Source organism: Mesorhizobium sp. M0772, assembly GCF_040320135.1.
Classification (GTDB): Bacteria; Pseudomonadota; Alphaproteobacteria; order Rhizobiales; family Rhizobiaceae; genus Mesorhizobium.
Window position 1 is genome coordinate 1 of sequence record NZ_JAMYPB010000051.1, and the last position, 25,400, is coordinate 25,400.

Consider the following 25,400-nt stretch of genomic DNA (forward strand, 5'->3'; position numbering starts at 1 on the left):
CCGGGGAGTCTCCCCCCGCGGCTGACTAGAACCCCCCCGGGGTCGTTTTTTGGGCCCACGGCTCCGCCCTGTGGCCCAGCCGACCAACACGTCTGGCCATGGCCATGGCGGCGGACGGGTCGCGGTCGTCAGGCGCGAGCTTGGACGAAGTGACAAGCAGCTTCTCCTGATCGGCCCGCGACTTCGGCTCGATCGCGATTTGCAGCAGAGGCCAGGGCGCGGCGGACTTTTCCATCATGCCATGGTTGCAGATCGATCGGATGACCGCAACGGTGTCTACGCCCGGCCGCCCGTCCCTTTCGCTTCCTGACTGTGGACGCGCGCCAGAAAATCGCGCACCAGCGGAAGCGCCTCATCGAAATGGGTTTCGAGCAACCAGTGGCCGGCGCCGCCGATGAGATGAAGTTCTGCTTCCGGCAAATCGCGCTGGTAGGCATGCGCCGATTGCGCCGGCATGTAACCATCCTCGGGACCCCAAACGATGAGCGTCGGAGGTTGGTGCTCGCGCAGATAGCTCTGATAGCGGGGGAACCAGCCGAGGTTCGCCTCCAACTTCTCCATCAGGTTGACCGCGAGCCGCCGGCGGATCGGCGTGTCCATCAAAGGCCAGTGGAGTTTCCAAAGATCGGGAGGCACGCGCTCGGCTACAGCGTCATCCACCTCTCCGACAAACTCGTGCCGGAAGCCCTCCTCGCTTACCGCCTCTTCCAACGGCCGATGCTTTTCGGGCGTCTTCTCATTCCAATAGGCTTTTATGGCGGCGTATTTCGGCCCGAGAACGTCCTCGTAGATGTCACCGTTCTGGATAATGAGTGCGGCGATGCGCTCGGGATGTGCGATGGCGTGGCGCAGTCCGATCTGAGAGCCATAATCGTGCAGCCAGAGCGCATAGCGCGACGTGCCGAGCGCATCGGCGAAAGCTGTCAGAAACCCGGCATAGGCATCGAAAACATAGCCAAAGTCCGACATTTCGGGCGTGCCGCTGTAGCCAAAGCCGGGAAAGTCCGGCGCGAATGTATGCCAGCGATCGGCAAGTGCCGGCATCAACCGTCGGAATTGATAGGACGAGCACGGATAGCCGTGCGGCAGGAGAAGGACGGGAGCATCAGGCGGGCCGTCTTCGCGATAGAAGATGCTGTTTCCGTCAATGTCGATCCGGCGATGTTGCAATTATACCTCCTTGCTCAAAGCTTGCCCGCCACTTTGTTTACGGCGCTCCGGCAAGAAGGTTCCCTTGAAGTCAGGGCGTGACGGCTTCCGGCTCTCCATTACCCGACAGGATCTGCAGCGTTCCGTGCGTGGCGTTGCGGAACGCATCGTCGAAACTGACGCCACGTACCTGCCAGCGATACTCCTTATCCTTGAAGCTGAGCCGCCAGTCGCCGACCCAGCCCAGCGCTTCCTGGCGCCATACCAAAGTGCCGGCAAGCAGGGTGTCCCCATCCAGCGTGTTGGCCACGTCGGCGAGCGCGACGTCGGACGGCCGAGGCAACTCCAGCGGCAAACCGGTCCGGTGCGCCGCGTCCGCCAGCGCAACGCGCATATCCGCCGCAAGCTCGCCGCCGCCATCGCGCACCAGCGTGAAGCCGTCGCCTTTCATCGGCCTTACATCCAGCAGTGCGACGATTTTTGGCCGCGGCACCGCCCACGGTTTGCGCCCGAGCGACGCCAGCAAGGCATCGATCTTGTCCGGGTCGAAATCGGCGGTGATGTAATGCGGCCGGTCGTGGGTGCCCTGCTCGTCATGCGGTGGGCGGTTGTTGAGCAGGTCGCGGTAGCCGACACCAGTGACATAGTCGGCCGCGTGCCGGCTCATGTCCGCAACACGCGGGTCGCCGATCAGCCGCGGGTCGCCGGAAACCTTGACCAGCACCTCTTCAAGGCACGGCGCCAGGCCCCACGCCCGGTTCTCCTCGCCAGTGCCGCTGGTCACCGATTGCGCGCGGTAGAGGCTGGCGGCGCGGTCGATGTCGGCGGCAGCGACCGGAAAGACAATCAGCACAGCCAGCGCCGCTGCCACAAAGCCCAATTTCAAGCATCCAGGCACCCGCCGACCCTCCCGAAACGGTCCGGAACATCCGTTGGAGCCATACTCCTGATCATCAGGGAATTTCAAGGTGCCGCCCATCAAGGCGTATCGCCGACGATGCGCCGGTGTACGCCGTCCAGGCTCTCGGTGAGCGCCTCGAACACGTTTCGCGCCGTGAGTTCGTGAAGAACCTGTTCGTTGATGCCGCCGCGCGTCGCATAGTCCTGCGCCAGATGCATGAAGTCGGCATCCGGCGACATATCAGGAGCGCTTCCCAAGGCTTTGAAAAGCGATGCGATGTAATCGCGCCCCTTTCCTTCCTCGACGCCATTCTTCTTGAGCCAGCTGTTGATCGTATCGAGATATCTGAAGTAGCTGGCATAGGTCGCGGCGACCACGCTCAGCGCATTGAATTCGGCTGGGTTCTCGACCTCGATCACCTTCCCCAGACTGCCGAACAAGGCAGCGACAGTGGCATCCGGCGGGCAGATGATCGTTGCCCCCAGCCGGTGGGCAATCATCGGCATGGGCAGCGCTTTCGTCACCTGGTGCGCGGGTGCGGTCAAGCCGGCAATCTCCTCGCGCGGCAGCGTGGCGATCAAGCTGATGAGGTGATGCTCGCGCCGAAACCGCAAACCCGGCAGGACGTCATTTGCGGCCGGACAGCCAGCATGACTAGGTCGCATTGATCGAGAACCGCCTGATTGTCATCAGCGATACAAACATCCGGATAACGGGCTGCCAGCTCTGCGGCGATCTCTTCATTGCGCGGCGACAGCAGCACGGAGACGGAGTTATCCGCGACGGATTTGAGCCCGCTGACAATGGCCGCTGTAAGGGCACCCGTGCCGATGAAGCCAAGTTTCATCGCGCCTGTCTCTGGTTCATCGGTCACAGCGGCGCATGCTCGAGCCGTACCTGATAGCTCAGCACGCGCTTTTCACCGGGCGCGATCAGCATCACGCCCGGCTTGTCCGCGAACTCGCCATCGAAATCCACGGGGCTGGCAAGCCCGTGCCAGGGTTCAATGCACAGGAACGGAGCGCCGCCCGGCTTCGACCAGATGCCCAATTCCCTAAAACCCTGCCACGACATCTCGATCGCCGCACCGTTCGCGGCGGCATAGCGCACGCTGGTGCTGGCCGGCCGGTGGAGGATCACGGCGTCTGCCTCGAACAGCTGTTCGGAAAGCGCCAGCGTTTTGCCTTCGATGGGCGTCGGCTGTGGTGCAGCCACCACCAGGCCATCCTTCAGCCGGCGGATCGGCGCCGGCTCGTCCTGGGCAAAGGTCAGGTGGTGGTCGGTCTTGGCGAGCCCCGGCTGCAATGGCCAATTGAAAGCCGGATGTGCACCGATGGAGGCTGGCAGCGTCTCGTCGCCGGCGTTGGCAATCTCGAAGCTCACACCAAGTTCGCGACGCTCGAGCGTGTAGGTGATGGCAAGGCGAAAGGCGAACGGATAGCGCGTGCGTGTATCGGCATCGTCGGTCAACACCAGCGTGCAGGATCGGGGGCTCGCGTCAGCCCACACAAACGGCTTGTCGCGGGCAAATCCGTGCTGCGTCAGGGGATAGACCTGGCCCCGATGGCGGAGCTGGTCGCCCGCCAGCCGGCCGACGATCGGAAACAGCACCGGCGAATGCCGCCGCCATTCCGGCCCGGCCTGCCACAAAAACTCCAGACCCTCGGCATTGCGCAAGGAGATGAGCTCGGCCCCCTGCCCGACAATGGTTGCCGAGATGCCGTCGCCGTGAAGCGTCAGTTGTTCCATGCGTTCTCGCGGAAAGCTGCGTGCGAGCGGCAGGTTAGCAAAAGCCCGCATGGACTCAAGGGCGCAGCGACATCGCGCTGATAGAGGAGCGATGTCTCCACGCCAAAACGACAGTGGCCGGAGATTCTCCTCCGGCCACTGCGAGATCGAGATTGTTGCCTTGCTACGGTTCGACTATTCGCGCTCGCCGGTGAAATTCAGCAACAGCTGGAAGATGTTGACGAAGTTCAGGTACAGTGACAGCGCGCCGAAAACGGCAAGCTTCTGCTGCGATTCCGCGTCGAAATTCTCCGCATACTGTTCCTTGATCGTCTGCGTGTCCCAGGCGGTCAGGCCGACAAAGACGGCAATGCCGATCACCGAGATGGCGAACTGCAGCGCGGTCGAGCCAAGGAAGATGTTGACGACGCTGGCGATCACCACACCGATCAGGCCCATGATCAGGAAGGACGAGAACTGGGTCAGGTCGCGCTTGGTCGTGTAGCCGTAGAGGCTGGTGGCGCCGAACATCGTGGCGGTGATGAAGAAGGTGCGCGCGATGCTGGTGCCTGTGAAGACCAGGAACACCGAAGCCAGCGACAGCCCCATCACCGCGCAGAAGGCCCAGAACATCGCCTGGGCGCTCGCCGCCGACATCGTCTGCATCTTGAACGAGAACAGCAGCACGAAGGCGAGCGGCGCCAGCATCACCACCCATTTCAGCGGGCTGGAAAAGATCGGCACGTAGAGGGCCGGCGTCGAAGCGACCACCATGGCGACGATGCCGGTGACGACGAGGCCGATGCCCATATAGTTATAGACACGCAGCATGTGGCTGCGCAGGCCCTCGTCATAGACGGCGCCGGCGCGCGCGCCAGTGCCCATGCGGTATCCGAGGTCAGGGGTATTCATGCGGGTTCTCCTTATGTGGTCTCAGTAAAGTGTCCTGATCAGTAAAGTGTCTTGGCAAGCGTCTCGGCGGCGCGGTCGAGGTCGTGGACATCGCTGCGCGCGACGACCGCGTACGCGACCTCGCCGATCTGGAAATAGGCAGAGGAGATGTCGCCGGAGGGCGCGATGGCAGGCTTGACCACGTCGAAGGTTCCAGGCCGGATCGCAAACAGCGAGACCAGCCCCATATCCTTCGTCTCCAGCGCCACTTCGACGCTCGGCCCGAAGCGCGACGGATAGATCTGCACGTCGCGGACCTTCCAGTCCTTGGGCAGCGATGGCATGACGATTGCGGTGGCGGCGCGGATTTCGTCGCCATTGTAGTTGGGCGCCTCCAGCTGCGAGGGCATCGCCTCGCGCATGAGCGTCGTCTTGTGCGCCCGGATCGCTTCTTCGACATAGGCGGGCGGCGGCGGCGAAGCCACGACCTTGGTCACCAGCAGCGGCCCGAAGAGGCCGTTCGCCCGCCAGCCGGCAGCGACAAAGACGGCGACCGCGGCCGCCCGCTGCAGCACGGCGAAGACGCGGCGACTGGCCAGCCCCCTGCCCAGCCGGCGCGCGACTTCCGTCGTCGCCGGCCGCGCCATGCCTGTGGAAGCAGCCAGCGCCAGGCGCAGTTCGTCGCGCGTCCTCAAGTCGGACATCACCCGCGCCGCAGCCTCCGGACGAGCCGACAGGAACGCCTCGACCTCGATGCGGCGCGCGACATCCAGCTGGTCGTCGACATAGGCGTCGAGATCGGTATCGGTCACCGGGTCCCGCAACAGGTCGGTCATGACGGGTCTCCCACGATCCTCAGATGGCTTTTGGCCGGCGAAGGTGCAGCGTTTTCCATCTCGCGCAGTGCTGCGCGCGCCCTGCCGATGCGCGACATCAGCGTGCCCAGCGGCACCCCGCTGGCGTCGGCGGCCTGCTGGTAGGAAAGGCCCTCGATGGCGACCAGATGCAGCGCCGAACGCTGCTCCTCCGGCAGACTGAAAAAGGCCTCGCGCACCTGCGCCAGGCGCACGGAATGTTCCTGCGGCGCCGGCGTGCTGGCATCGGTGAGATAGCCGGCCTGCTCGACGCGCACCGCTTCCGACCGGCGCGAGCGCATCTTGTCGATGAAAGCGTTGTGGACGATCGACAGCAGCCATGCCCGCAGATTGCCGCCCGAGCGGAATGTGTCGCGCCGCTCATAGGCGCGCACCAGCGCATCGTGCACCAGATCCTCGGCGTCAGTGCCGTCGCGCGTCAGCGAGCGTGCGTAGCGCCTGAGCGAACCCAGCTGTCCGACAATATCGAAGCGTGGCATCGACCGTTTCATGCCCTGTTTACGAAACAGGCGGGGATCTTAATCCATCGCCACTAAACTTTTTTGCGTCGCCACAATAGGCATCATGCAATCAGAAGTCCGCTTCGCAATCACCCCATCTCCCGCGCGGCAGATGTTTGCTCTATGATGACGATCTAGCCTTCTCCGTCGTTGCCGGGAGCAAAAGATGGCCAATGGTAGTCGTGTAACGGGTTTTGCGGCGCTGCCGGTCGTCGGCAGGGTGTTCATCATCTTTGGCATTGTCGGACTGATCGCTTCCGGCGTGCTGGCCATCGTCGAGATGTACGGCCCTCGTACCGCTTCGGCGACAGGCAGGATTGTCGCCGCCGAATACAATCCCCGCATCGAGTTCTCGACCGCCGACGGCACCGTCATCCGCTTCAACAATGCCGTCCATAGCTCGTTCTGGGGCGATGGCGACAGCGTCCCTGTCGCTTACGACCCAACCAATCCGCAAAATGCCTCGGTCGACAGCTTCGCCGGACGCTGGTTCCTTGCCGGGCTGGCCGGCATGCTCGGCGGTTTCTCCCTGCTGACCGGCATCGGTCTCACCGTGATTGGACGGGTGCTTATCCGGCGGATTGGAATGAACCCGTCGCCATAGCCGCCGACCCCTGCCGTACAGACAAAGCTTGGCGTAACGGTCCAGCACGCTAGCGGACTGGCGCAAGTGGAAGCACTGGCGAAACGCGGCCGCTTTGCGTATTACTCCGCCGCCATTGGAGCCGTATTGATGTTCGAGACCCTGCAACCTGCCCCGGCTGACAAGATCATCGCCTTGATCGGCCTCTATCGCGCCGATCCGCGCCCCGGCAAGATCGATCTCGGCGTCGGCGTCTACAAGGACCGCGACGGCAGGACGCCGGTCATGCGCGCCCTGCGCGAGGCCGAGAAGCGGTTGCTGCAGGGCCAGGACACCAAGACCTATCTCGGCCTTGCCGGCGACACCGGCTTCAACACGGCGATGGTCAAGCTGGCCTTCGGCCCCGCTGCCGACATGACGCGCATCCGCGCCGCGCAAGCGCCTGGCGGTTCCGGCGCGCTGCGGCTGGTGGCGGAGCTGTTGAAGCGGACCCGCCCCGACGCAACCGTCTGGCTGTCGGACCCGACATGGCCGAACCACCCGCCGGTGATGCGCGGGGCCGGCCTCAAGGTGCGCGATTATCCCTATTTCGATGCCGTTTCCGGCGCGGTGCGCTTCCACGAGATGCTGGCAACGCTTGGCGCAGCCGAGCCCGGCGATATCGTGCTGCTGCATGGCTGCTGCCATAACCCGACCGGCGCCAATCTCGATATCGCGCAATGGGCCAGCGTCACCGATCTTGTCGTCGAGCGCGGGCTGTTGCCCTTTGTCGACATTGCCTATCAGGGCTTTGGCGAAGGCCTGGACGCCGATGCGGCCGGCTTGCGCCTTCTCGCGGGCAAGGTGCCTGAAATGGTCGTTGCCTCGAGCTGCTCGAAGAACTTTGCCGTCTACCGCGACCGCGTCGGCGCGGCGATGATCCTGGCGAAGGATAGCGCGCAAGCCGATGTCGCGATGAGCCAGATGCTGGCGGCGGCGCGCGCCATGTATTCGATGCCGCCGGACCACGGCGCCGCCGCCGTGCGCATGGTGCTGGAAGATGATGGCCTTCGCGCCGACTGGGAGGCGGAGCTGGAGGAGATGCGGCTGCGCATGCTGAGGCTGCGGGTCCAGTTCGCCGACGCGCTGCGCCGGCAGTCCAACTCCGACCGCTTCGACTTCATCGCCAGCCATCGCGGCATGTTTTCCAGGCTTGGCCTGACCGAGGCGCAAGTCGAGCGGCTGCGTGCCGAGCATGGCGTCTACATGGTCGGCGACAGCCGCATCAACGTCGCCGGCCTGCCCGAGGACGGCATGGATGACCTCGCCAAGGCGGTTGTGTCGGTACTCGGCTGATACGGCTGAGCTGTGGACAAGGTCAGGCCGCCAGCTGACAGCGTTGGCCGCACGACAGGCAGCGGGATAGCATTCGCCGCATGAAACCTTCGCGCGACATTTCCCGGCTGATCGAGATCATGGCGGCGCTCAGGGCGCCGAAGACCGGCTGTCCCTGGGACATCGAGCAGGATTTCTCGACCATCGCGCCCTATACGATCGAGGAAGCCTATGAGGTGGCGGACGCCATTGCGCGCGGCGATCTCGACGATCTGCGCGACGAATTAGGCGATCTCCTGCTGCAGGTCGTCTACCACGCGCAGATGGCTGAGGAAGCCGGCGATTTTGCCTTCGGTGATGTGGTCGAGGCCATCACCACCAAGATGATCCGGCGCCATCCGCATGTCTTCGGCGACGAGAAGGCGCGCAGCGCCGGCATGGCAAAGGGCATGTGGGAAAAGATCAAGGCTGAGGAAAAAGCCGAAAAGCGAAGTGCGCGCCTCGCCCGCGGCCTCGACCCCGAAGACCATGGCAAGGGTTTCCTGGACAGCGTGCCCGTCGCCCTGCCCGCTTTGACTCGTGCGCTGAAGCTGCAGGAAAAGGCAGCGCGTGTCGGTTTCGACTGGAGCGAGGCAGCACCCATCCTCGACAAGATCGAGGAAGAGATCGGCGAGCTGCGCGAGGCACTGGCTAAGGGCGAAACGGCTGAGATCAAGGACGAATTCGGCGACATGCTGTTTGCCGTCGTCAATCTGGGGCGTCACCTCAAGCTCGATTCGGAAGCGGCGCTTAGCGGCACCAACGAAAAGTTCCGCTCGCGCTTCCACTATGTCGAGCGCGCGATCGATGCATCGGGAAGCACGCTCGAAAAAGCCACGCTGGACGAGATGGAAGTGCTCTGGCAGCAGGCCAAGGGCGTGAAATAATCAGGCTTACTGCCTGTTTTTGCGGTGCAATCGGCTTTCGATCTCTTGCCGGGCGGTGTGCGTGGCCTTGAGTGCGATGGTCGCGCTGCCATCCTCATTGTCTACCCGCGAAACGACGTCGCCATTGCGGTATAGCCAGTCGACAAGGCCGAACTGCGGCGGTTCGATCGTCACCGTCAATTCCTCGAGTTCGCCCGACATCCTGGTCTCGATCAGCGCCTTCAGCGCATCGATGCCTTCGCCGGTGACGGCCGAGATGGCGATCGGCGGCGCCTTGTTGGCGTCAGTGCCGTCGGCGAGCAGGCGCTCCCGGTTGCCGTCGTCGAGAAGGTCGACCTTGTTCCACACTTCGACGACGCGCTTGGCATCGCCGGCATCGACGCCGAGATCGGCGAGAATGCGCTCGACGTCCTCGGCTTGCGCTGCGGTATCCGGATCCGAGATATCGCGCAGGTGGATGACCAGATCGGCCTCGACGACCTCTTCCAGCGTGGCCCGGAAGGCGGCGACCAGATGCGTCGGCAGGTCCGAAATGAAGCCGACTGTGTCCGACAGGATGATCGGCGTGCCGTGCGGCAGGCGCACGCGGCGCAGCGTCGGGTCGAGCGTTGCAAAAAGCATGTCTTCGGCCAGCACGTCGGCCCCGGTCAGCCGGTTGAACAGCGTCGACTTTCCGGCATTGGTGTAGCCGACAATCGCCACCACCGGGAACGGCACCTTCTTGCGCTTGGCGCGGTGCAGGTCGCGGGTGCGGCGCACCGTTTCCAGCTCATGCTTGAGCTTGATGATTTTTTCCTGCAGCTGCCGCCGGTCCGACTCGATCTGGGTTTCGCCGGGGCCGCCGAGGAAGCCGGCTCCGCCGCGCTGGCGTTCAAGGTGGGTCCAGCTCCGCACCAGGCGGCCCTTCTGGTAGTTGAGATGGGCAAGTTCGACCTGCAGCGTGCCCTCCTTGGTCCGCGCGCGCTCGCCAAAAATCTCCAGGATCAATCCGGTGCGGTCGAGCACCTTGGCATTCATTTCTTTTTCGAGATTGCGCTGCTGCACCGGCGTCAGCGGATGGTCGACGATGACCACCTCCGCGTGACCCTCTTTGACGATCTCGGCGAATTCCGCGACCTTGCCGCTGCCGAGCAAGGTTGCCGGGCGTGGATCGTTGACGGTGACCACCGCCGTGTGGATCAGATCCAGGTTGATGGCGCGGGCAAGGCCCACAGCTTCGTCGTGGCGCGCATCCGCCGAACGCGTCAGCCGTGGACGGTTCGTTTCGTCATCGTTGCGCTGATGCCGGGTAAGCACCGGCACAATGACAACCGCCCGGGTCGGACCTGTGGCTTCCGTCCCGGAATTATGTGCTGGTTTCCCGCGGACGCCGCGGTCCGCGTCTTTTTCACGTGCCAATCAGGCGCCCTGGCTTTCCTCGCCATCGAACATCTGAACCGGCTGGCTCGGCATGATCGTGGAAATGGCATGCTTGTAGACGAGCTGGGAGTGGCCGTCACGGCGCAGCAAAACACAAAAATTGTCGAAGGAAGTGACCACGCCGGTCAGCTTGACGCCGTTGATGAGAAAGATGGTGAGTGGATTTTTGCTCTTGCGAACAGAATTCAGGAACAGGTCCTGAAGGTTTTGCGATCGTTCCGCCATTGTTCTTGTCTTTCGCCGATCCCCTTCGGTTTGCAGGCTAATGCGCCAAATTAGCGGGCACATGTCAAGCTTGCAAACACCCCCTTGCCGTCAGTAACGACAAGCAGAACGAGATATATTGATGTGCAGTCCGTCTGTGCGGTTATCAGGCTGGACTTTTTTCCGCAACGTCAAAAAAGGCTTGCCGCAATGAAAGTGTTATCGAACCGGGGTGCCCATTGGCGACCGCGGCACCGTCGATTGCCACGACCGGCATGGCGATTGTCGTTGCCGAACTGATGAAAGCTTCTCGCGCCGCCTTGGCTTCAGTGACTGAAAACCCGCGCTCCTCGATCGTCAACCCGAGCTTTGCCGCCACTTCGAACATGGTCGTGCGGGTGATGCCGCGCAGGATGCCATGCTCCGCCGGCCGGGTGACCAGAACGCCGTCCCTTGTAACGATCCAGGCGTTGGACGAGCCGCCCTCCTTGACGTTGCCATCGGTGTCGACGAACCAGGCTTCCTGGGCGCCGGCCTCCTTGGCCTTCTGCTTGGCCAGCACGTTGGGCAGCAGGCCGGTGCTCTTGATGTCGACCCGGTCCCAACGGTTTTCCGGCACGGTGATGACCTTGATGCCCGCCTCGGCTCGCTTGGCGGCCGCCACCGGGTCGGCCTTTCTGGCCGTAATCACCAGCGATGACGGTGTATCGGCCGGGAAAACGAAGTCGCGGCTGGCAACACCGCGCGTAACCTGGACATAGACCAGGCCGTTGACGACGTGGTTGCGCCGGACGATTTCGCGCAGAAGAAGCGGCAGCACGCCCTTGGTGACCGGCCAGTCGATCGACAATTCGCTAAGCGAGCGGTTCAGCCGGGCAAGATGGCGCGGCATGTCGACGACAAAGCCCTGCGCCACCTCGCAGACCTCGTAGACGCCGTCGGCGAACTGATAGCCGCGATCCTCGATATGCACGGCAGCGTCGGCATGGGCGACATAGCGCCCGTTCACATAGGCAATGCGCGGCATGGGTTATCCCTCAGAACAGTCTCGCTATTTCTAGGCGATTCCGCCGCTGCCGTAACCGGCAATTGCACGGGCCACGGCCCGCTGGACCAACAACAATGGGGATCAGACCCCCAGCGACTTCAGTTTCCGGTGCAGCGCCGAGCGCTCCATGCCAATGAATTCCGCCGTCTTCGAGATGTTGCCGCCGAAACGGTTGATCTGGGCGATCAGATAGTCCTTCTCGAACTGTTCGCGCGCCTCGCGCAGCGGCAGCGCCATGATGTGCTGGTCGGACTGGTTCGGCGTGCGCGGCATGACATCGCCGATCTCCGACGGCAACAGGTCGGCGGTGATCGGCGCATCGATATCGTCGCCACGCGCCAGGATCATCAGCCGTTCGACATTGTTGCGCAGCTGGCGGACATTGCCCGGCCAGTTGTGCGCCTGCAGCACGGCAAGCGCATCGTCGCCGATGCGGCGCGGCTTGATGCCGGCCTGGCGAGCGATCTGCTTCATGAAATTGTCGACGAGATAGGGAATGTCCTCTCGCCGCTCGGCCAGGCCCGGCACCATGACCGGAACCACCGCCAGGCGGTGATAGAGGTCTTCGCGAAAACGGCCGTCGGCGATCATCGCCTCCAGGTTCTGCGAGGTCGAGGAGATGATGCGGACGTCGACCTTGACCCGCTTGGTGCCGCCGACCCGCTCGAACTGCTGTTCGACCAGCACGCGCAAAATCTTGTTCTGCGTCTCGCGCGGCATGTCGGCCACTTCGTCGATGTAGAGAATGCCGCGGTGCGCCTCTTCAAGCGCGCCGACCTTGCGCTCGGTGCCGTTCGATTCGGTGCCGAACAGCTCGATCTCCATGCGCTCGGGCGTGATGTTGGCCGCGCTCAGCGTCACGAACGGCGCGCCCTTGCGCGTCGACAGCGTGTGGATGGCGCGCGCGGCGAGCTCCTTGCCCGAGCCGGACGGACCGATGATCATGACGCGGCTGTTGGTCGGCGCCACGCGCTCGATGGTCTGGCGCAGCTGGCTCATCGCCGACGACATGCCGATCAGGTCGAAGGTTTCGCCGCTGCGCTGCTTGAGGTCGGACACCTCGCGCCGCAATTTCGAGGTTTCGAGCGCCCGCTCGGCGATCAGGATCAGCCTGTCGGCCTTGAACGGCTTCTCGATGAAATCATAGGCGCCGCGGCGGATGGCCGACACCGCTGTCTCGATATTGCCGTGGCCGGAGATCATCACCACCGGCAGGCTCGGATGCATCGTCTTGATCTCGTCGAGCAGCGCCAGCCCGTCGAGGCGCGAGCCCTGCAACCAGATGTCGAGGAAAATCAGCCGCGGCGCCCGGTCGGCGATTGCCGCGAGCGCGCTGTCGGCATCGAATGCCGTGCGGGTTTCATGCCCTTCGTCGCTCAATATGCCCGCGACGAGTTCACGGATGTCTTCCTCGTCATCGACGATGAGAATATCAGACGCCATTACCGACCTTTTCAGTTTCTCGTTCGTGTTCCGTTTCGCCTTCACCGCGTGGCGGCGCGGTTGCGGCAGCTGGCGGCAGGATGATCGAGATCATTGCGCCGCGTCCACCGTGGAAGTCCGCAGGCGCATCGTGCAATTCAAGCCGCCCGCCATGGTCCTCCACGATCTTCTTGACGATGGCGAGACCAAGCCCGGTGCCCTTCTCGCGCGTCGTCATATAGGGCTCGAGCAGCCTTTGGCGATTCTCGCGCGGCAGCCCTTTGCCATTGTCGATGACGTCGATTCGTATGGCGCCATTCTGCCGGGCAGCTTGAATCCGGATTATGCCGTGTGAACCGTCCTTTTGTTCCAGCCCGTCAATCGCCTCGGCCGCGTTCTTGATGACGTTGCCGAAAGCCTGCGCCATCAATCGGCTATCGAACGTGCCCTTGAGCGGCTCGTTGCCGAACACGCGTTCGAAAGCAATGTCGGCGCGACTGACTTCGACCAGGAACGACGCCTCGCGCAGCGATTCACGCAGATCGATGGCTTTCATCTCGGGCTTGGGCATGCGGGCGAAAGCCGAGAACTCGTCGACCATGCGGCCGATATCCTCGACCTGCCGGATGATCGTGTCGGTGCACTGGTCGAAAATCTCGCGGTCCTCGGTGATGACCTTGCCGAAGCGTCGCTTGATGCGCTCGGCCGAGAGCTGGATCGGCGTCAGCGGGTTCTTGATTTCATGTGCGATACGCCGCGCCACATCCGCCCAGGCAGACGAGCGCTGTGCCTGGACCAGATCGGTGATGTCGTCGACCGTCACGACGTAGGATTTCTCCTCCTCGCCGTCGTCGCCGGCCTCGATGGTGATCTGCACGTTGAAGGTACGCTCGGCGCCGGTGCGATAGAAGGTGACCTGCTCGCGATAGACCGGCTTGCCGGATTTGCGGCCGATCTCGAAGACACGGCCGACATGCGGCAGCACGGCGGACAGGTTCTGCCCCAGCGCCGCCGTGGCCGATATGGCCAGCATCGTTTCAGCCGATTTGTTGACGATGGAGACGATGCCGTAGGGATCGACGCCGATGACGCCGGCGGTGACGCCGGCCAGCACCGCTTCCGAGAAACGACGCCGTTCGTCGATCAAATCCTTGGCCGACAGGATCTCGTTGCGCTGCGATTTAAGCTCCAGCAGCATCTTGTTGAACGTATCGCCAAGCGAGGCGACATCGCCGTCGGAAGGCCGTACCGGCACGGCGACATCGAGATTGCCGGTCGCAACCTCGTCAGCCGCGCCGATGAGCTGACGGATGGGCCGCACCAGACGGTCGGCCACCGCTATGCCGGTCCAGATGGCCGACAGGATGATGATCAGCGTCAGTGACAGATAGGGCAGCGCGAACGCCACCTGCGACGTCCGCCTGTTGTCTTCCAGGCCGCGATATTCGGCGGTGTTGGACTGGACGATCGCCCTCGCCTTGATCACTTCGGGGTCGACCAGGCGATTGGTGTAGAGGTAGAGGCCTTCGATCTCCCGCAGCTTGATGATGGCGCCCATGATGTTGCGCGTCTTCGGCTCGATCAGCACCGGTTTGCCGTCGGCCGCGGCGCTGACCGCGCCCTCCGGCGGTGGCGGCATAGAGAAATCCGCATCGGTCTTCGCGCTCATGACAAAGGAGCCGTCTTCCCTGACCAGCGCCGCATGCACCAGGCTCCTGCCCACGGCTTCCTTGTTCATCAGGTCGAGAAAGCCGGTTCGATCGAGGCCGTAAAGCGTGCGCGACGCATCGAGATCGTAGGCCATCGACAGCGTGGTGCCCTGAAGATTGCGAGCGTTTTCCTGCACATAGGCATCCGCGATCGACAGCGACGAGTTGACGATTGCCTTGGTGCGGATTTCGAACCAGCGGTCGAGGCCGATATCGAGCGTGATCGAGGCGATGATGGCCACCATGATGGCGGGGATGGCCGCGACCAGCGCAAACATCGTCACGATGCGCACATGCAGCCGCGAAGCCGCCTTGCCGTGCCGGCGCGCCATGGTGATGCGATGCACCTCTCGGCCGACCAGGGCGATCAGCGCCAGCACAAATAAGGCATTGGCCGCAATCAGCGTCAGCGTTGTGTTTGCGTCTGGCGTGATCGGCGTGGCGCCGACAAGAATGGCAAACGAGATTGCCGCCGTAACCAGCGCGCCGGCAATTGCCACAACGCCAGGCAACGCAAGCAGCCGGCGTCCATCCCTCTGGCCGGGTCTGCTGAAAAGCGGTTCGTTTGATGTCAGAGCTTGCGAAGCCATGTCGCCGTCTAAGAGCCAGTGATTGCGTCGGATGTATGCAACGCATTGTGGCGATTATGCAACAAGTGTGGCCGTGACGGAAATCTTTCGGCCACCGATCCCCTGAAAAGGGGATGACCTGACGTCACATCGGGCGGTAGGCGCTCACGATCTCGACGATTTGTAGACGTTGACGCCCAGCTCGCGAATCTTCTTGCGCAGCGTGTTGCGGTTCAAGCCGAGCAATTCGGCCGCCTTGATCTGGTTGCCGCGCGTTGCCGTCATGGAAGCGAGCACCAGCGGATATTCGACCTCGGACAGGATGCGCTGATAGAGACCTGCCGGCGGCAAATCACCGGCGAAAGATGCGAAATAGCGCTGCAGGAAGTGCTCCACCGCCTGGCCGATGGACAGATCATCCGGGATCAAATTGCCGCCGCCGGGAACGACCGGCCTTTCGCCTGTCTTCAGTTCGGCTTCGATGATTTCGGCTGATATTTCGTCCTGCGAATAGAGCGCCGCAAGCCGGCGCACCAGGTTTTCCAGCTCGCGCACGTTTCCCGGCCACGGATAGCGCTTCATCAATTCGATGCCGCCGGTCGAAATGCGCTTGGTCTGCAAGCCTTCGCTGGCGCCGATCTTGAAGAAATGCCGCACCAGATCGGGAATGTCTTCCGACCTCTCACGCAAACCCGGCAGCCGAAGCGGCACGACATTCAGGCGATAGAACAGATCCTCGCGGAAAAGCCCCTGGTTGATCAGCGTGCGCAGATCCTTGTTGGTGGCGGCGACGATGCGCACATCGGTCTTGATCGGCGTGCGCCCGCCCACAGTGGTGTATTCGCCCTGCTGCAGCACGCGCAGCAGCCGCGTCTGCGCCTCCATCGGCATGTCGCCGATCTCGTCGAGGAACAGCGTGCCGCCCTCGGCCTGCTCGAAGCGGCCTGTCGAGCGGTTCTGTGCGCCGGTGAAGGCACCCTTCTCATGACCGAACAGCTCCGATTCGATGAGGTCGCGCGGGATTGCCGCCATGTTGATGGCGACGAACGGACCGCCTCGGCGGCGGCCATATTCGTGCAGCGCGCGCGCCACCAATTCCTTGCCGGTGCCGGACTCGCCCGAGATCATCACCGTCAGATCGGTCTGCATCATGCGCGCCAGCATGCGGTAGATGTCCTGCATGGCGGCCGAGCGGCCGACCAGCGGCATGGCGTCAGGCTGTTCTTCCGGTCGCGTATCGATCTTCGGTCGGCGCGGCTCTGACAGCGCACGATTGACGATGTTGAGCAGCTCGGTCAGGTCGAACGGCTTCGGCAGATATTCATAAGCACCTGTTTCGGAAGCACGAATCGCCGTCATGAAAGTGTTTTGCGCGCTCATCACGATGACCGGCAGCTCCGGCCGGGCCTTCTTAATGCGGGGCAGCATGTCGAAGGCGTTCTCGTCCGGCATGACAACGTCGGTGATCACCAGATCGCCCTCGCCCGCCGCCACCCAGCGCCACAGCGTCGAGGCGTTGGAGGTCACGCGCACCTCATGGCCGACGCGCGACAGCGCCTGATTGAGCACGGTGCGGATGGCCGCATCGTCGTCGGCGACGAGAATATTGCCGCGAACCGTCATTTGCGGTCTCCTTCGCCTTCATCATCGGCAGTGTCGATGGGTGTTTCTTTCCAGGCCGGCATCAGGATTCGGAAGGTGGTGCCGCGCGGCGTCGAATCGCATTCGATGATGCCGCCATGCTCGCCGACGATTTTCGCCACCAGCGCCAGGCCGAGCCCCGAGCCGTTCGGCTTGGTGGTGATGAACGGATCGAACAGGATCGGCAGAATGTCTTCCGAAACGCCGGACCCATTGTCGCGCACGCAGAATTCAAGCGGTAGCGACACGCGGTCCTGGGTTCCGGGAACGGAAACGCGGATGCCCGGCCTGAACGCGGTCGACAGCACGATCTCGCCCTGCGGGTCGCCGCCGATCGCCTCGGCAGCGTTCTTGACCAGGTTGAGAAACACCTGGATCAGTTGGTCGCGGTTGGCGAAAACCGGAGGCAATGATGGATCATAGTCCTCCAATATCCTGATTCTCTTGGCAAAACCGTTCTTCGCGATTGCCTTCACGTGGTCCAGCACGACATGGATGTTGACAGGATAGCGGTCAATCGGCCGCTCGTCGGAAAACACTTCCATGCGGTCGACCAGGGAGACGATACGATCGGTCTCGTCGGTGATGAGGCGGGTCAGCGCGCGATCCTCGTCGGACGCCGAGAGTTCGAGCAGCTGTGCGGCGCCGCGTATGCCGGACAGCGGGTTCTTGATCTCATGCGCCAGCATGGCGGCAAGGCCGGTGACAGAACGCGCGGCACCCCTGTGTGTCATCTGCCGGTCGATCTTGTCGGCCATCGAGCGTTCCTGGAACATCACCACGATCGAGCCTGGGAATTCCGGCACCGGCGCGACATAGAGATCGACGACCTTCTCGATGCCGAGACGCGGCGACGACACGTCGACACGGTATTCGTTGACCGGCGCACGGCGCTCGCGCACCTGATCGACCAGCTGCAGCAACGGGCTGCCGAACGGGATCAGCTTGGACAGTGTGTTGCGGGCAAGCATGTTGGCACTTGAACGGAAGAAGTCTTCCGCATCGGCATTGGCGTAGGTGATGAACCCGTCCGGATCGACCATGATGACCGGACGGCGGATGGTGTTCAGCACGATACTGGCGGCATCCCCCATGTCGGAGCTCGGTGTGACGGTGGCGTTCATGCGGCGCTCCGCAAGGGCGTGGCTTCGCCGGAAAACACCTCATGCAGCAAGGCAATGATGCGGGCGGGTTCGAAAGAGGTGAGGATGGCTTTCCGCCGCTCATCAAAAACGCCAGCGTGGCGGTCGAGATACCAGCCGAGATGCTTGCGCGCCTGGCGCAAGCCGCTTTCGACGCCGTAAAGCGTCAGCATGTCCTCGTAGTGGGAAACGATGTAGTCGGCCATGGCTTGCGGGCTGTCCGGCACGCCGGAGAGCGCGTCGCCCGCAGCCGTCGCCGCAATGCGGCCCGCCGTCCATGGCGCGCCATAATGGGCACGACCGATCATCACCGCGTCGGCGCCCGACTGTTCAAGGATTTCGGCGGCCTCCGCGGGCGAGCCCACATCGCCGTTGGCGACCACCGGGATCGAGACGGCGTCCTTGATACGGGCGATGGCGCACCAATCGGCCTTGCCTTGGTAGAACTGGCAGCGCGTGCGGCCATGTATCGTCACCATTTTGACGCCCGCCTCTTCGGCGCGGCGCGCCAACACGGGTGCATTAAGCGCATTGTCGTCCCAGCCGAGCCGCATCTTGACCGTGACCGGCACCTGGACCGCGCCGATCACCGCTTCGATCAGCGACAGCGCGTGGTCGAGATCGCGCATCAGCGCCGAGCCGGCATAGCCGCCGGTCACCTTCTTGGCCGGGCAGCCCATATTGATGTCGATGATGTCGGCGCCCTCGCCGGCAGCGATGCGCGCGCCCTCGGCCATGTGCTCGGCCTCGCGGCCGGCAAGCTGAACCATATGGACGGGCAGCCCGGAATGACGGATTCGCAGGTCGCATCCGGCCCTGCCCTTGGCAAGCTCGCCGCTTGCCACCATTTCCGACACGACCAGGCCCGCGCCATGCGCGTAGGCGCGCTGCCGGAACGGCTCGTCCGTTATTCCCGACATGGGCGCGAGGAAGACGCGGTTGCGGATCGTCACGCCGCCAACGTCGAGCGGCGAAGCCAATTTTGTCACTTCAGGCATGCACAAAAACCAAGCATATCGGATTGCTGCACATTCTCTAGCCAGAAGAAAGGCATTGTGCAACGCGCAATGACGTCACATTGCGGCGCATTTGGGAAAATGCTGGCCTTCGCCATAAGCCGCGACTAAGCCTCTCGCCATGACAGACGCAAGCGAAAAACCGGCCGAGGCGACGACCGACAAGGTCGGCGTGGTCATCGTTGCAGCCGGCCGCGGCGCGCGTGCCGGACAGGCCGACGGGCCGAAGCAATATCAGCGCATCGGCGGCCGTGCCGTTATCGCGCGCACGCTGGAGACTTTCCTGGCGCATCCCGAAATTGGTCCCGTCGTCGTCGCCATCCATGCCGATGACCACGCGCTTTTTGACAAGGCAGCCGGCGTATATGCCGAGCGGGTTACCGCCGTGGTCGGTGGCGAGTCGCGCCAGGCCTCGGTCCGGCTCGGCCTGCTGGCGCTGAGGGACCGTACGCCCGGCCGTGTCCTTGTCCATGACGCAGTGCGGCCCTTTGTCGACGCGGCCCTGATCGACCGCACCATTGCGGCCATTGGCGAGCGCCAGGGCGCGCTGCCCGCTTTGCCCGTCGCCGATACGCTGAAGCGCGAGTCGGGCACCGGCATGATCGAGGAGACGGTGCCAAGGGCCGGCCTTCATGCCGCGCAGACGCCGCAGGGCTTTCCGTTCTGGCCGTTGCTCGCCGCGCATGAAAAGGCCCATCATATCGGCAAGGCGGATTTCACCGACGATGCCGCGATCGCCGAATGGGCGCATATTCCGGTGAAAATCGTCGAGGGATCGCCGGACAATGTCAAATTGACCTGGGCAAGGGATATCGCGATGGCGGATCAACGGCTTACTGGCGAGCGTTTTCCAGACATTCGCACCGGCAATGGCTATGACGTGCACGCCTTCGAGGCCGGCGACCATGTCACCTTGTGCGGCGTCGCCATTCCGCACGGCAAGAAGCTTTCCGGCCATTCGGATGCCGATGTCGGCCTGCACGCGCTGACCGATGCGCTGCTCGCCACTTGCGGCGCCGGCGACATCGGCACGCATTTCCCGCCTTCCGATCCGCAATGGAGGGGCGCGGCGTCAAAGATCTTCGTCGAGCATGCGGCCAGGTTGGTGCGCGAACGCGGCGGCCGCATCGCCAATGCCGACATCACGCTGATCTGCGAGGCGCCGCGCGTCGGCCCGCATCGCGAGGCCATGACCAACGCGTTGTCGGCGATGCTGGGCATTTCCAGCGATCGCATCTCCATCAAGGCGACGACCAACGAAAAACTCGGCTTTGTCGGCCGCGAGGAAGGCATCGCCGCCATCGCCACAGCCAGTGTCGTCTTCCCCGGGGAGGTTCCCGCATGAACAACAGCGATCTTGCCAACGCCCTGCTCCAGGTCTGCCAGCAGCGCGGCATCATGCTGGCGACGGCCGAGAGCTGCACCGGCGGCATGATCATCTCGGCACTGACCGACATTGCCGGCTCGTCCGCTGTCGTCGATCGCGGCCTCATCACCTATTCCGATGAAGCAAAGATGGAGATGCTCGGCGTCTCGCCCGCCACACTCGAGGCGCATGGCGCCGTCTCGCGCGAAACGGTTCTGGAGATGGCGGAGGGCGCTCTGGCGCGCTCGCGCGCCGGGCTGGCGCTTGCCGTCACCGGCATTGCCGGCCCGGGCGGCGGCTCGCCGGAAAAACCGGTCGGCCTCGTCTGGTTCGGAGTTGCCCTAAGAGGTGGGCCGGTGGCTGCCGAGCTCAATATGTTTGCCGACAATGGCCGCGACTTCATCCGCCGCGAGACGGTCAAGCATGCGCTGGAGATCGGGCTGCGCGCGCTCGGCGACACTCATGAGATGGGCGTCGTTCCGTAGATGACGTCCGCACGTTTTTCGAAGGCTTCGGAAAACATGCGGAAGGCACGATCGAACATGGTGCCCATCACCACGCCGAGGATGCGGCTCTTGAACTCGTAGTCGATGAAGAAGCGGACGTTGCAGCCGCCGCCGTCGGCCGGCTCGAAGCGCCAGATATTGCTGAGATATTTGAACGGTCCATCGATGTATTTGACATCGATTGTGTTTTCGTCCGGCTTCAGCAGCACTTGCGTCGTAAAGGTCTCGCGGATCGCCTTGTAGCCGATGCTCATATCGGCGAGGAGAATGGTGCGGCCGTCACGCTCCTTGCGCGAGCGCACCGTCAGCGCCTCGCACAGCGGCAGAAATTCAGGATAGGTCTCGATATCGGCGACCAGCGCAAACATCTGCTCCGGCGTGTGGGCAACGCGGCGTGTGGCTTCGAATTTCGGCATTGAAGCAGGATTTAACTGGCTTTTTTGAGCTGCGCCTCACGCGCCGCCCGCAGCCTGGCGAAATCGTCACCGGCATGATGCGAGGAGCGCGTCAGCGGGCTCGACGCCACCAGCAGGAAACCCTTGGTCTTGCCGATCGTCGCGAAGGAGTTGAACTCCTCCGGCGTGACGAAGCGGATCACCGGGTGGTGTTTCTTCGACGGCTGCAGATACTGGCCAATGGTCATGAAGTCGACATTGGCCGAGCGCAGGTCGTCCATCAGTTGCAGGATCTCGTTGCGCTCTTCGCCGAGGCCGACCATGATGCCGGACTTCGTGAAGATCGACGGGTCGAGCTCCTTGACCCGCTGCAACAGCCGGATCGAGTGGAAATAGCGCGCACCCGGCCGCACCGTCAGGTAGTTCGACGGCACGGTTTCGAGATTGTGGTTGAAGACATCGGGCTTGGCCGCCACGACGATCTCCAGCGCGCCTTCCTTGCGCAGGAAATCGGGCGTCAGGATTTCGATTGTGGTCAGAGGTGTCGCTGCTCGGATAGCCCGGATGACTTCGGCAAAGTGCTGCGCGCCGCCATCGGCGAGATCGTCGCGGTCGACCGAGGTGATAACGACATGGGTCAGCCCCATCTGCTTGACGGCATGCGCGACACGCGCCGGCTCATCGGCATCGAGCGCGGTCGGAATGCCGGTGGCGACATTGCAGAAGGCGCAGGCGCGCGTGCAGATCTCGCCCATGATCATGAAGGTGGCGTGCTTCTTTTCCCAGCACTCGCCGATATTGGGGCAGCCGGCCTCTTCGCACACCGTGACCAGCTTGTGCGACTTCACGATCTCGCGGGTTTCGGCATAGCCCTTGGACATCGGCGCCTTGACGCGGATCCAGTCGGGTTTGCGCAGCACATCCTGATCAGGCTTGTGCGCCTTCTCGGGGTGCCGCAGGCGCGGCGCGTTGGCGATCGTGTCGAGGACGGTGACCATCTCAAACCTGACTTGTTGGCGTCCGCCCGTCGGCGTCAGCCTTCAGAACGTCACTTAAGACTTTTCGGAGCAAAGAAAAAGGCTGCGGTGGCGCATGCCGCCACAGCCTTTTTCGCATAGCGGGGATCCAGAGCAATTCCAGGAAAAGTGTGACACGGTTTTCCGTCCGGAATTGCGTCAGAAGAACGAGATAAAACGGCGAGCCGTTTTAGCGGCGTATCAGCCGCCCGGCAAAGATCAGCAGGCAGGCGCCGATGAAGCCGGTGATCAGGTAGGCGAGCCAGCCGACACCGAAGGGTTCGATGTTGAGCGCCCTGAGAATTGCGTTCAGCACCACCGCGCCGACAATGCCCATAATGATGTTCATCAAGACGCCGGTATTGCTCTTCATGACCATCTCGGCCAGCCACCCGGCCAAACCGCCGATGATGATGGCCGCAATCCAGCCCACGCCATTCACGTCCATATGCCAACTCCTCCAGTGTCAGGTGAAAATGCATCCGGAAACGAACTGTCTTGCCGTAAGGTTCCTCCGGCGCATGCGTCTGAGTCTCGCGGCATCAATTTATCACGCGTTGAGCGCACGGCCATAGGCATCAAGCACGCTTTCCTTCATCATCTCCGACAGCGTCGGATGCGGGAAGATGGTGTGCATCAGTTCTTCCTCGGTGGTCTCCAGGTTCATCGCCACGACAAAGCCCTGGATCAGCTCCGTCACCTCGGCGCCGACCATATGCGCGCCGAGCAGCTGGCCGGTCTTCTTGTCGAAGATGGTCTTGATGAAGCCCTGGTCCTCGCCAAGCGCGATCGCCTTGCCGTTGGCGCCGAACTGGAAACGGCCGACGCGGATGTCCTTGCCTTCGGCCTTGGCCTTGGCTTCGGTGAGCCCGACCGATGCGACCTGGGGGTTGCAATAGGTGCAGCCCGGGATCTTCAGCTTGTCTGTCGCATGCACGCCCGGGAAATTGGCGATCTTTTCGATGCAGACCACGCCCTCATGCTCAGCCTTGTGAGCCAGCATAGGCGGCCCGGCGACATCGCCGATGGCGTAGATGCCGGGCACATTGGTCTTGCCGTAACCGTCAATGACGACACAGCCGCGGTCGGTCTTCACGCCGAGCGTCTCGAGGCCGAGATTCTCGATGTTGCCCTGCACGCCGACGGCCGAGATCATGCGGTCGGCGGTGATCTTCTCGACCTTGCCGTCCTTCATCTCGACATGGGCGGTGATCGAGTTGGCACCCTTCTCGACCTTGGTCACCTTGGCCTCGAGGATGATTTTCATGCCCTGCTTCTCGAACTGCTTCTGCGCGAATTTCGAGACCTCGGCATCCTCGACCGGCATCACCGCCGGCAACAGCTCGACCACCGTCACCTCGGCACCCATGGTGCGATAGAAGGAGGCGAACTCGATGCCGATGGCGCCCGAACCCATGACCAGCAGCGATTTCGGCATCTCCTTCGGCACCATCGCCTCAAAATAGGTCCAGATCAGCTTGCCGTCCGGCTCGATGCCGGGCAGCGCGCGCGGCCGGGCGCCGGTGGCGAGAATGATGTGCTTGGCGGTATAGGTGCCCTCGCCCTTGGCGCCCTTTGGCACCGGCGGCTGCGGCTCCATCGGCTTCTTGGCGGTCTTGGAAACGACGATCTCACCCGGCTTGGAGAGCTTCGCCTCGCCCCAGATAACGTCGACCTTGTTCTTCTTCATCAGGAAGGCGACGCCGCCATTCAGCCTCAACGACACTTTGCGCGAGCGGTCGACGACAGCGGCCGCGTCGGCGCTGACCTTGCCGCCTTCGAGCTTCAGGCCGTAGTCCTTCAGATGATCGGAATAGTGCATGATCTCGGCCGAGCGCAGCAGCGCCTTGGTCGGGATGCAGCCCCAGTTGAGGCAGATGCCGCCGAGATGCTCGCGCTCGACGACGGCAGTCTTGAAGCCGAGCTGGGCGGAGCGCACCGCCGTGACATAGCCGCCGGGGCCTGAGCCGATGATTATGACGTCGTAGGATTCAGCCACGGGGTTTCTCCCTGATTTTCTCTAGAGTTCCAGCATCACACGCACCAATGGCGCCAATGCGTCACCTATATTGCGCGTGTTTTCGGCATCGAGATGGACCCCGTCGATCGGTGTGGTCTCGGCCACCGTGCCGGCATCGAAAAAGCCGCAGCCGGCCTCGTCGGCGAGCGCGGAATATTGCGGCGCCAGCCGCTTCGAGGCCTCGTCGCCGCCGGCAAACATTTCCTTGAATTCGGCATTGTCGGTGCGGCTGACCGCTGGTGGCGCGACGATCAGGATTTGCGGCGCGGCCCAGTCGAACGGATAATCGTGGCCGCGCACGATGTCGATCAGCCGCTGCACGCCCTGCTTGGCCGCGACCGGATTGCCGTGGATCCAGGGCTTCATGTCGTTGGCGCCGAGCATGATGATGATCAGGTCGAGCGGCGCATGGCTGGTCAGGATCGTCGGCAGCACCTTGGCGCCATTGCGGTCCGCACCAGCCAGGTGATCGTCGAAAGCCGTGGTGCGGCCGTTCAGACCTTCGGCAATGACTTCGATATCATCGTCGCCCAGCGCCGCCTTGAGCACGCTCGGCCAGCGGTCCTCCAGCGCATGGCGCCCGAGGCTTGCCGCGTCATAGCCCCAGGTCAGGGAATCGCCATAGCAGAGGATCGTCTTCATGCACCCGCACCCGCCTCCGCCTTAAGCCCGCGCCGCACGCGCCATCCCACGAACAGCCACTGCACGATAACCGTGGCGATGCTTGGCAAAATCAGACCGGCGACAACGGGGAGATCGCCCGACCACTGGGCTTTGCCCGGCGGCTGAGAGAAGGTCCAGGCAATCAGCCCGATCCCGGCCAGCACGAACAACGCAACCCCAACAAGCCCCGTCAGATTGATCGCCCTTTGTAGGTTTGGCACCAATTGCGCGATGAAAAACGCCACCGTCGCAACGATAGAGACCAGCGCCGAGGCCATGAAGACAAGGATGAATTCCGAGGTCGCATTGGTGGCGATTGCCAGCCACAGCGCCACCAGCCCGCCGGCCAAGCCGGAAAGGATCAGGGCGAAAAGGCTGGTGACGAATTTCCGCACAG

27 protein-coding genes are annotated in these 25,400 nt (G+C 63.1%); 5 read left to right on the forward strand and 22 right to left on the reverse strand.

Annotation, left to right across the window (positions count from 1 at the left end; all coding sequences use genetic code 11):
• Nucleotides 1–276: 276 nt before the first annotated feature.
• The 8 genes from NKI06_RS25580 to NKI06_RS25615 form a co-directional block, all read right to left on the reverse strand.
• Nucleotides 277–1,170 (reverse strand): alpha/beta fold hydrolase, encoded by an 894-nt coding sequence (locus NKI06_RS25580; protein ID WP_352987548.1) that lies wholly within the window; start codon nt 1,168–1,170, stop codon nt 277–279.
• A 70-nt stretch (nt 1,171–1,240) separates the two neighbouring features.
• Nucleotides 1,241–2,128 (reverse strand): DUF8605 domain-containing protein, encoded by an 888-nt coding sequence (locus NKI06_RS25585; protein ID WP_352987549.1) that lies wholly within the window; start codon nt 2,126–2,128, stop codon nt 1,241–1,243.
• The gene (locus NKI06_RS25590) at nt 2,128–2,631 is read right to left on the reverse strand and encodes a hypothetical protein (RefSeq protein WP_352987550.1); all 504 of its coding nucleotides are present in this window, start codon (nt 2,629–2,631) and stop codon (nt 2,128–2,130) included. Before NKI06_RS25590 ends, NKI06_RS25585 begins: the two co-directional genes overlap by 1 nt.
• A complete protein-coding gene (locus tag NKI06_RS25595) occupies nt 2,628–2,897 on the reverse strand; it encodes an NAD(P)-binding domain-containing protein (RefSeq protein WP_352987551.1) in 270 nt (89 codons plus the stop codon). The genes NKI06_RS25590 and NKI06_RS25595 overlap by 4 nt, the downstream gene beginning before the upstream one ends.
• A 23-nt stretch (nt 2,898–2,920) precedes the next feature.
• Nucleotides 2,921–3,799: an aldose 1-epimerase family protein gene (locus NKI06_RS25600; protein ID WP_352987553.1), complete on the reverse strand. Its 879-nt coding sequence runs from the start codon at nt 3,797–3,799 to the stop codon at nt 2,921–2,923.
• 174 nt (nt 3,800–3,973) lie between these two features.
• Entirely contained in the window at nt 3,974–4,690 is a 717-nt protein-coding gene (locus NKI06_RS25605) for a Bax inhibitor-1/YccA family protein (protein WP_023824945.1), read from the reverse strand.
• A 38-nt stretch (nt 4,691–4,728) separates the two neighbouring features.
• Nucleotides 4,729–5,505, reverse strand: a complete 777-nt coding sequence (locus NKI06_RS25610; RefSeq protein ID WP_352987554.1) for an anti-sigma factor family protein — start codon at nt 5,503–5,505, stop codon at nt 4,729–4,731.
• A complete protein-coding gene (locus tag NKI06_RS25615; RefSeq protein ID WP_488377181.1) occupies nt 5,502–6,035 on the reverse strand; it encodes a sigma-70 family RNA polymerase sigma factor in 534 nt (177 codons plus the stop codon). Before NKI06_RS25615 ends, NKI06_RS25610 begins: the two co-directional genes overlap by 4 nt.
• A gap of 175 nt (nt 6,036–6,210) precedes the next feature.
• Between NKI06_RS25615 and NKI06_RS25620 the strand changes: the two genes are divergently transcribed.
• The 3 genes from NKI06_RS25620 to mazG all read left to right on the forward strand — a co-directional run bounded on the left by NKI06_RS25620 (nt 6,211) and on the right by mazG (nt 8,867).
• Complete coding sequence (locus NKI06_RS25620; protein ID WP_352987555.1) at nt 6,211–6,648, forward strand: DUF3592 domain-containing protein; 438 nt, start codon at nt 6,211–6,213, stop codon at nt 6,646–6,648.
• A 129-nt stretch (nt 6,649–6,777) separates the two neighbouring features.
• A complete protein-coding gene (locus tag NKI06_RS25625) occupies nt 6,778–7,962 on the forward strand; it encodes an amino acid aminotransferase (protein WP_352987556.1) in 1,185 nt (394 codons plus the stop codon).
• An 80-nt stretch (nt 7,963–8,042) separates the two neighbouring features.
• Nucleotides 8,043–8,867, forward strand: a complete 825-nt coding sequence (gene mazG / locus NKI06_RS25630; protein ID WP_023688462.1) for a nucleoside triphosphate pyrophosphohydrolase — start codon at nt 8,043–8,045, stop codon at nt 8,865–8,867.
• 6 nt (nt 8,868–8,873) lie between these two features.
• On the opposite strand, the gene hflX is transcribed toward mazG, so the two are convergent.
• The 8 genes from hflX to dusB form a co-directional block, all read right to left on the reverse strand.
• Nucleotides 8,874–10,265: a GTPase HflX gene (gene hflX / locus NKI06_RS25635; protein WP_023688461.1), complete on the reverse strand. Its 1,392-nt coding sequence runs from the start codon at nt 10,263–10,265 to the stop codon at nt 8,874–8,876.
• Entirely contained in the window at nt 10,266–10,511 is a 246-nt protein-coding gene (gene hfq / locus NKI06_RS25640; protein ID WP_006202172.1) for an RNA chaperone Hfq, read from the reverse strand.
• Between the two features lie 145 nt (nt 10,512–10,656).
• A complete protein-coding gene (locus NKI06_RS25645; protein WP_023748661.1) occupies nt 10,657–11,517 on the reverse strand; it encodes a D-amino-acid transaminase in 861 nt (286 codons plus the stop codon).
• A 102-nt stretch (nt 11,518–11,619) separates the two neighbouring features.
• Entirely contained in the window at nt 11,620–12,981 is a 1,362-nt protein-coding gene (gene ntrX / locus NKI06_RS25650; RefSeq protein WP_023668929.1) for a nitrogen assimilation response regulator NtrX, read from the reverse strand.
• Complete coding sequence (locus tag NKI06_RS25655; RefSeq protein ID WP_352987557.1) at nt 12,971–15,259, reverse strand: sensor histidine kinase NtrY-like; 2,289 nt, start codon at nt 15,257–15,259, stop codon at nt 12,971–12,973. The genes ntrX and NKI06_RS25655 overlap by 11 nt, the downstream gene beginning before the upstream one ends.
• A 144-nt stretch (nt 15,260–15,403) precedes the next feature.
• Nucleotides 15,404–16,861, reverse strand: a complete 1,458-nt coding sequence (gene ntrC / locus NKI06_RS25660; RefSeq protein ID WP_023691281.1) for a nitrogen regulation protein NR(I) — start codon at nt 16,859–16,861, stop codon at nt 15,404–15,406.
• Nucleotides 16,858–18,003: a two-component system sensor histidine kinase NtrB gene (locus tag NKI06_RS25665; RefSeq protein WP_352987559.1), complete on the reverse strand. Its 1,146-nt coding sequence runs from the start codon at nt 18,001–18,003 to the stop codon at nt 16,858–16,860. Before NKI06_RS25665 ends, ntrC begins: the two co-directional genes overlap by 4 nt.
• Nucleotides 18,000–19,019 carry a tRNA dihydrouridine synthase DusB gene (gene dusB, locus NKI06_RS25670; RefSeq protein ID WP_352987560.1) on the reverse strand — a complete coding sequence of 340 codons (1,020 nt, stop codon included), beginning with the start codon at nt 19,017–19,019 and terminating at the stop codon, nt 18,000–18,002. Before dusB ends, NKI06_RS25665 begins: the two co-directional genes overlap by 4 nt.
• A 139-nt stretch (nt 19,020–19,158) precedes the next feature.
• On the opposite strand from dusB, the gene NKI06_RS25675 reads away from it, so the two are divergent.
• Together NKI06_RS25675 and NKI06_RS25680 are read left to right on the forward strand one after the other, a co-directional pair.
• Nucleotides 19,159–20,382, forward strand: a complete 1,224-nt coding sequence (locus tag NKI06_RS25675) for a bifunctional 2-C-methyl-D-erythritol 4-phosphate cytidylyltransferase/2-C-methyl-D-erythritol 2,4-cyclodiphosphate synthase (protein WP_352987561.1) — start codon at nt 19,159–19,161, stop codon at nt 20,380–20,382.
• The gene (locus NKI06_RS25680) at nt 20,379–20,888 is read left to right on the forward strand and encodes a CinA family protein (RefSeq protein WP_023696095.1); all 510 of its coding nucleotides are present in this window, start codon (nt 20,379–20,381) and stop codon (nt 20,886–20,888) included. Before NKI06_RS25675 ends, NKI06_RS25680 begins: the two co-directional genes overlap by 4 nt.
• On the opposite strand, the gene NKI06_RS25685 is transcribed toward NKI06_RS25680, so the two are convergent.
• The 6 genes from NKI06_RS25685 to NKI06_RS25710 form a co-directional block, all read right to left on the reverse strand.
• Nucleotides 20,864–21,325: a type II toxin-antitoxin system RatA family toxin gene (locus NKI06_RS25685; RefSeq protein ID WP_023835245.1), complete on the reverse strand. Its 462-nt coding sequence runs from the start codon at nt 21,323–21,325 to the stop codon at nt 20,864–20,866. The two genes, NKI06_RS25680 and NKI06_RS25685, sit on opposite strands and share 25 nt — an antisense overlap.
• A gap of 11 nt (nt 21,326–21,336) precedes the next feature.
• Nucleotides 21,337–22,302, reverse strand: coding sequence for a lipoyl synthase (gene lipA / locus NKI06_RS25690; RefSeq protein WP_023688453.1), 966 nt, complete (start codon nt 22,300–22,302; stop codon nt 21,337–21,339).
• Nucleotides 22,303–22,510: 208 nt separating this feature from the next.
• Nucleotides 22,511–22,768: a GlsB/YeaQ/YmgE family stress response membrane protein gene (locus tag NKI06_RS25695; RefSeq protein WP_023668920.1), complete on the reverse strand. Its 258-nt coding sequence runs from the start codon at nt 22,766–22,768 to the stop codon at nt 22,511–22,513.
• Between the two features lie 102 nt (nt 22,769–22,870).
• Nucleotides 22,871–24,319, reverse strand: coding sequence for a dihydrolipoyl dehydrogenase (lpdA, locus tag NKI06_RS25700; RefSeq protein ID WP_352987562.1), 1,449 nt, complete (start codon nt 24,317–24,319; stop codon nt 22,871–22,873).
• A gap of 21 nt (nt 24,320–24,340) precedes the next feature.
• Nucleotides 24,341–24,982 carry an SGNH/GDSL hydrolase family protein gene (locus NKI06_RS25705; protein ID WP_023682555.1) on the reverse strand — a complete coding sequence of 214 codons (642 nt, stop codon included), beginning with the start codon at nt 24,980–24,982 and terminating at the stop codon, nt 24,341–24,343.
• Nucleotides 24,979–25,398, reverse strand: a complete 420-nt coding sequence (locus tag NKI06_RS25710) for a hypothetical protein (RefSeq protein WP_352745784.1) — start codon at nt 25,396–25,398, stop codon at nt 24,979–24,981. The genes NKI06_RS25705 and NKI06_RS25710 overlap by 4 nt, the downstream gene beginning before the upstream one ends.
• Between the last annotated feature and the right edge of the window lie 2 nt (nt 25,399–25,400).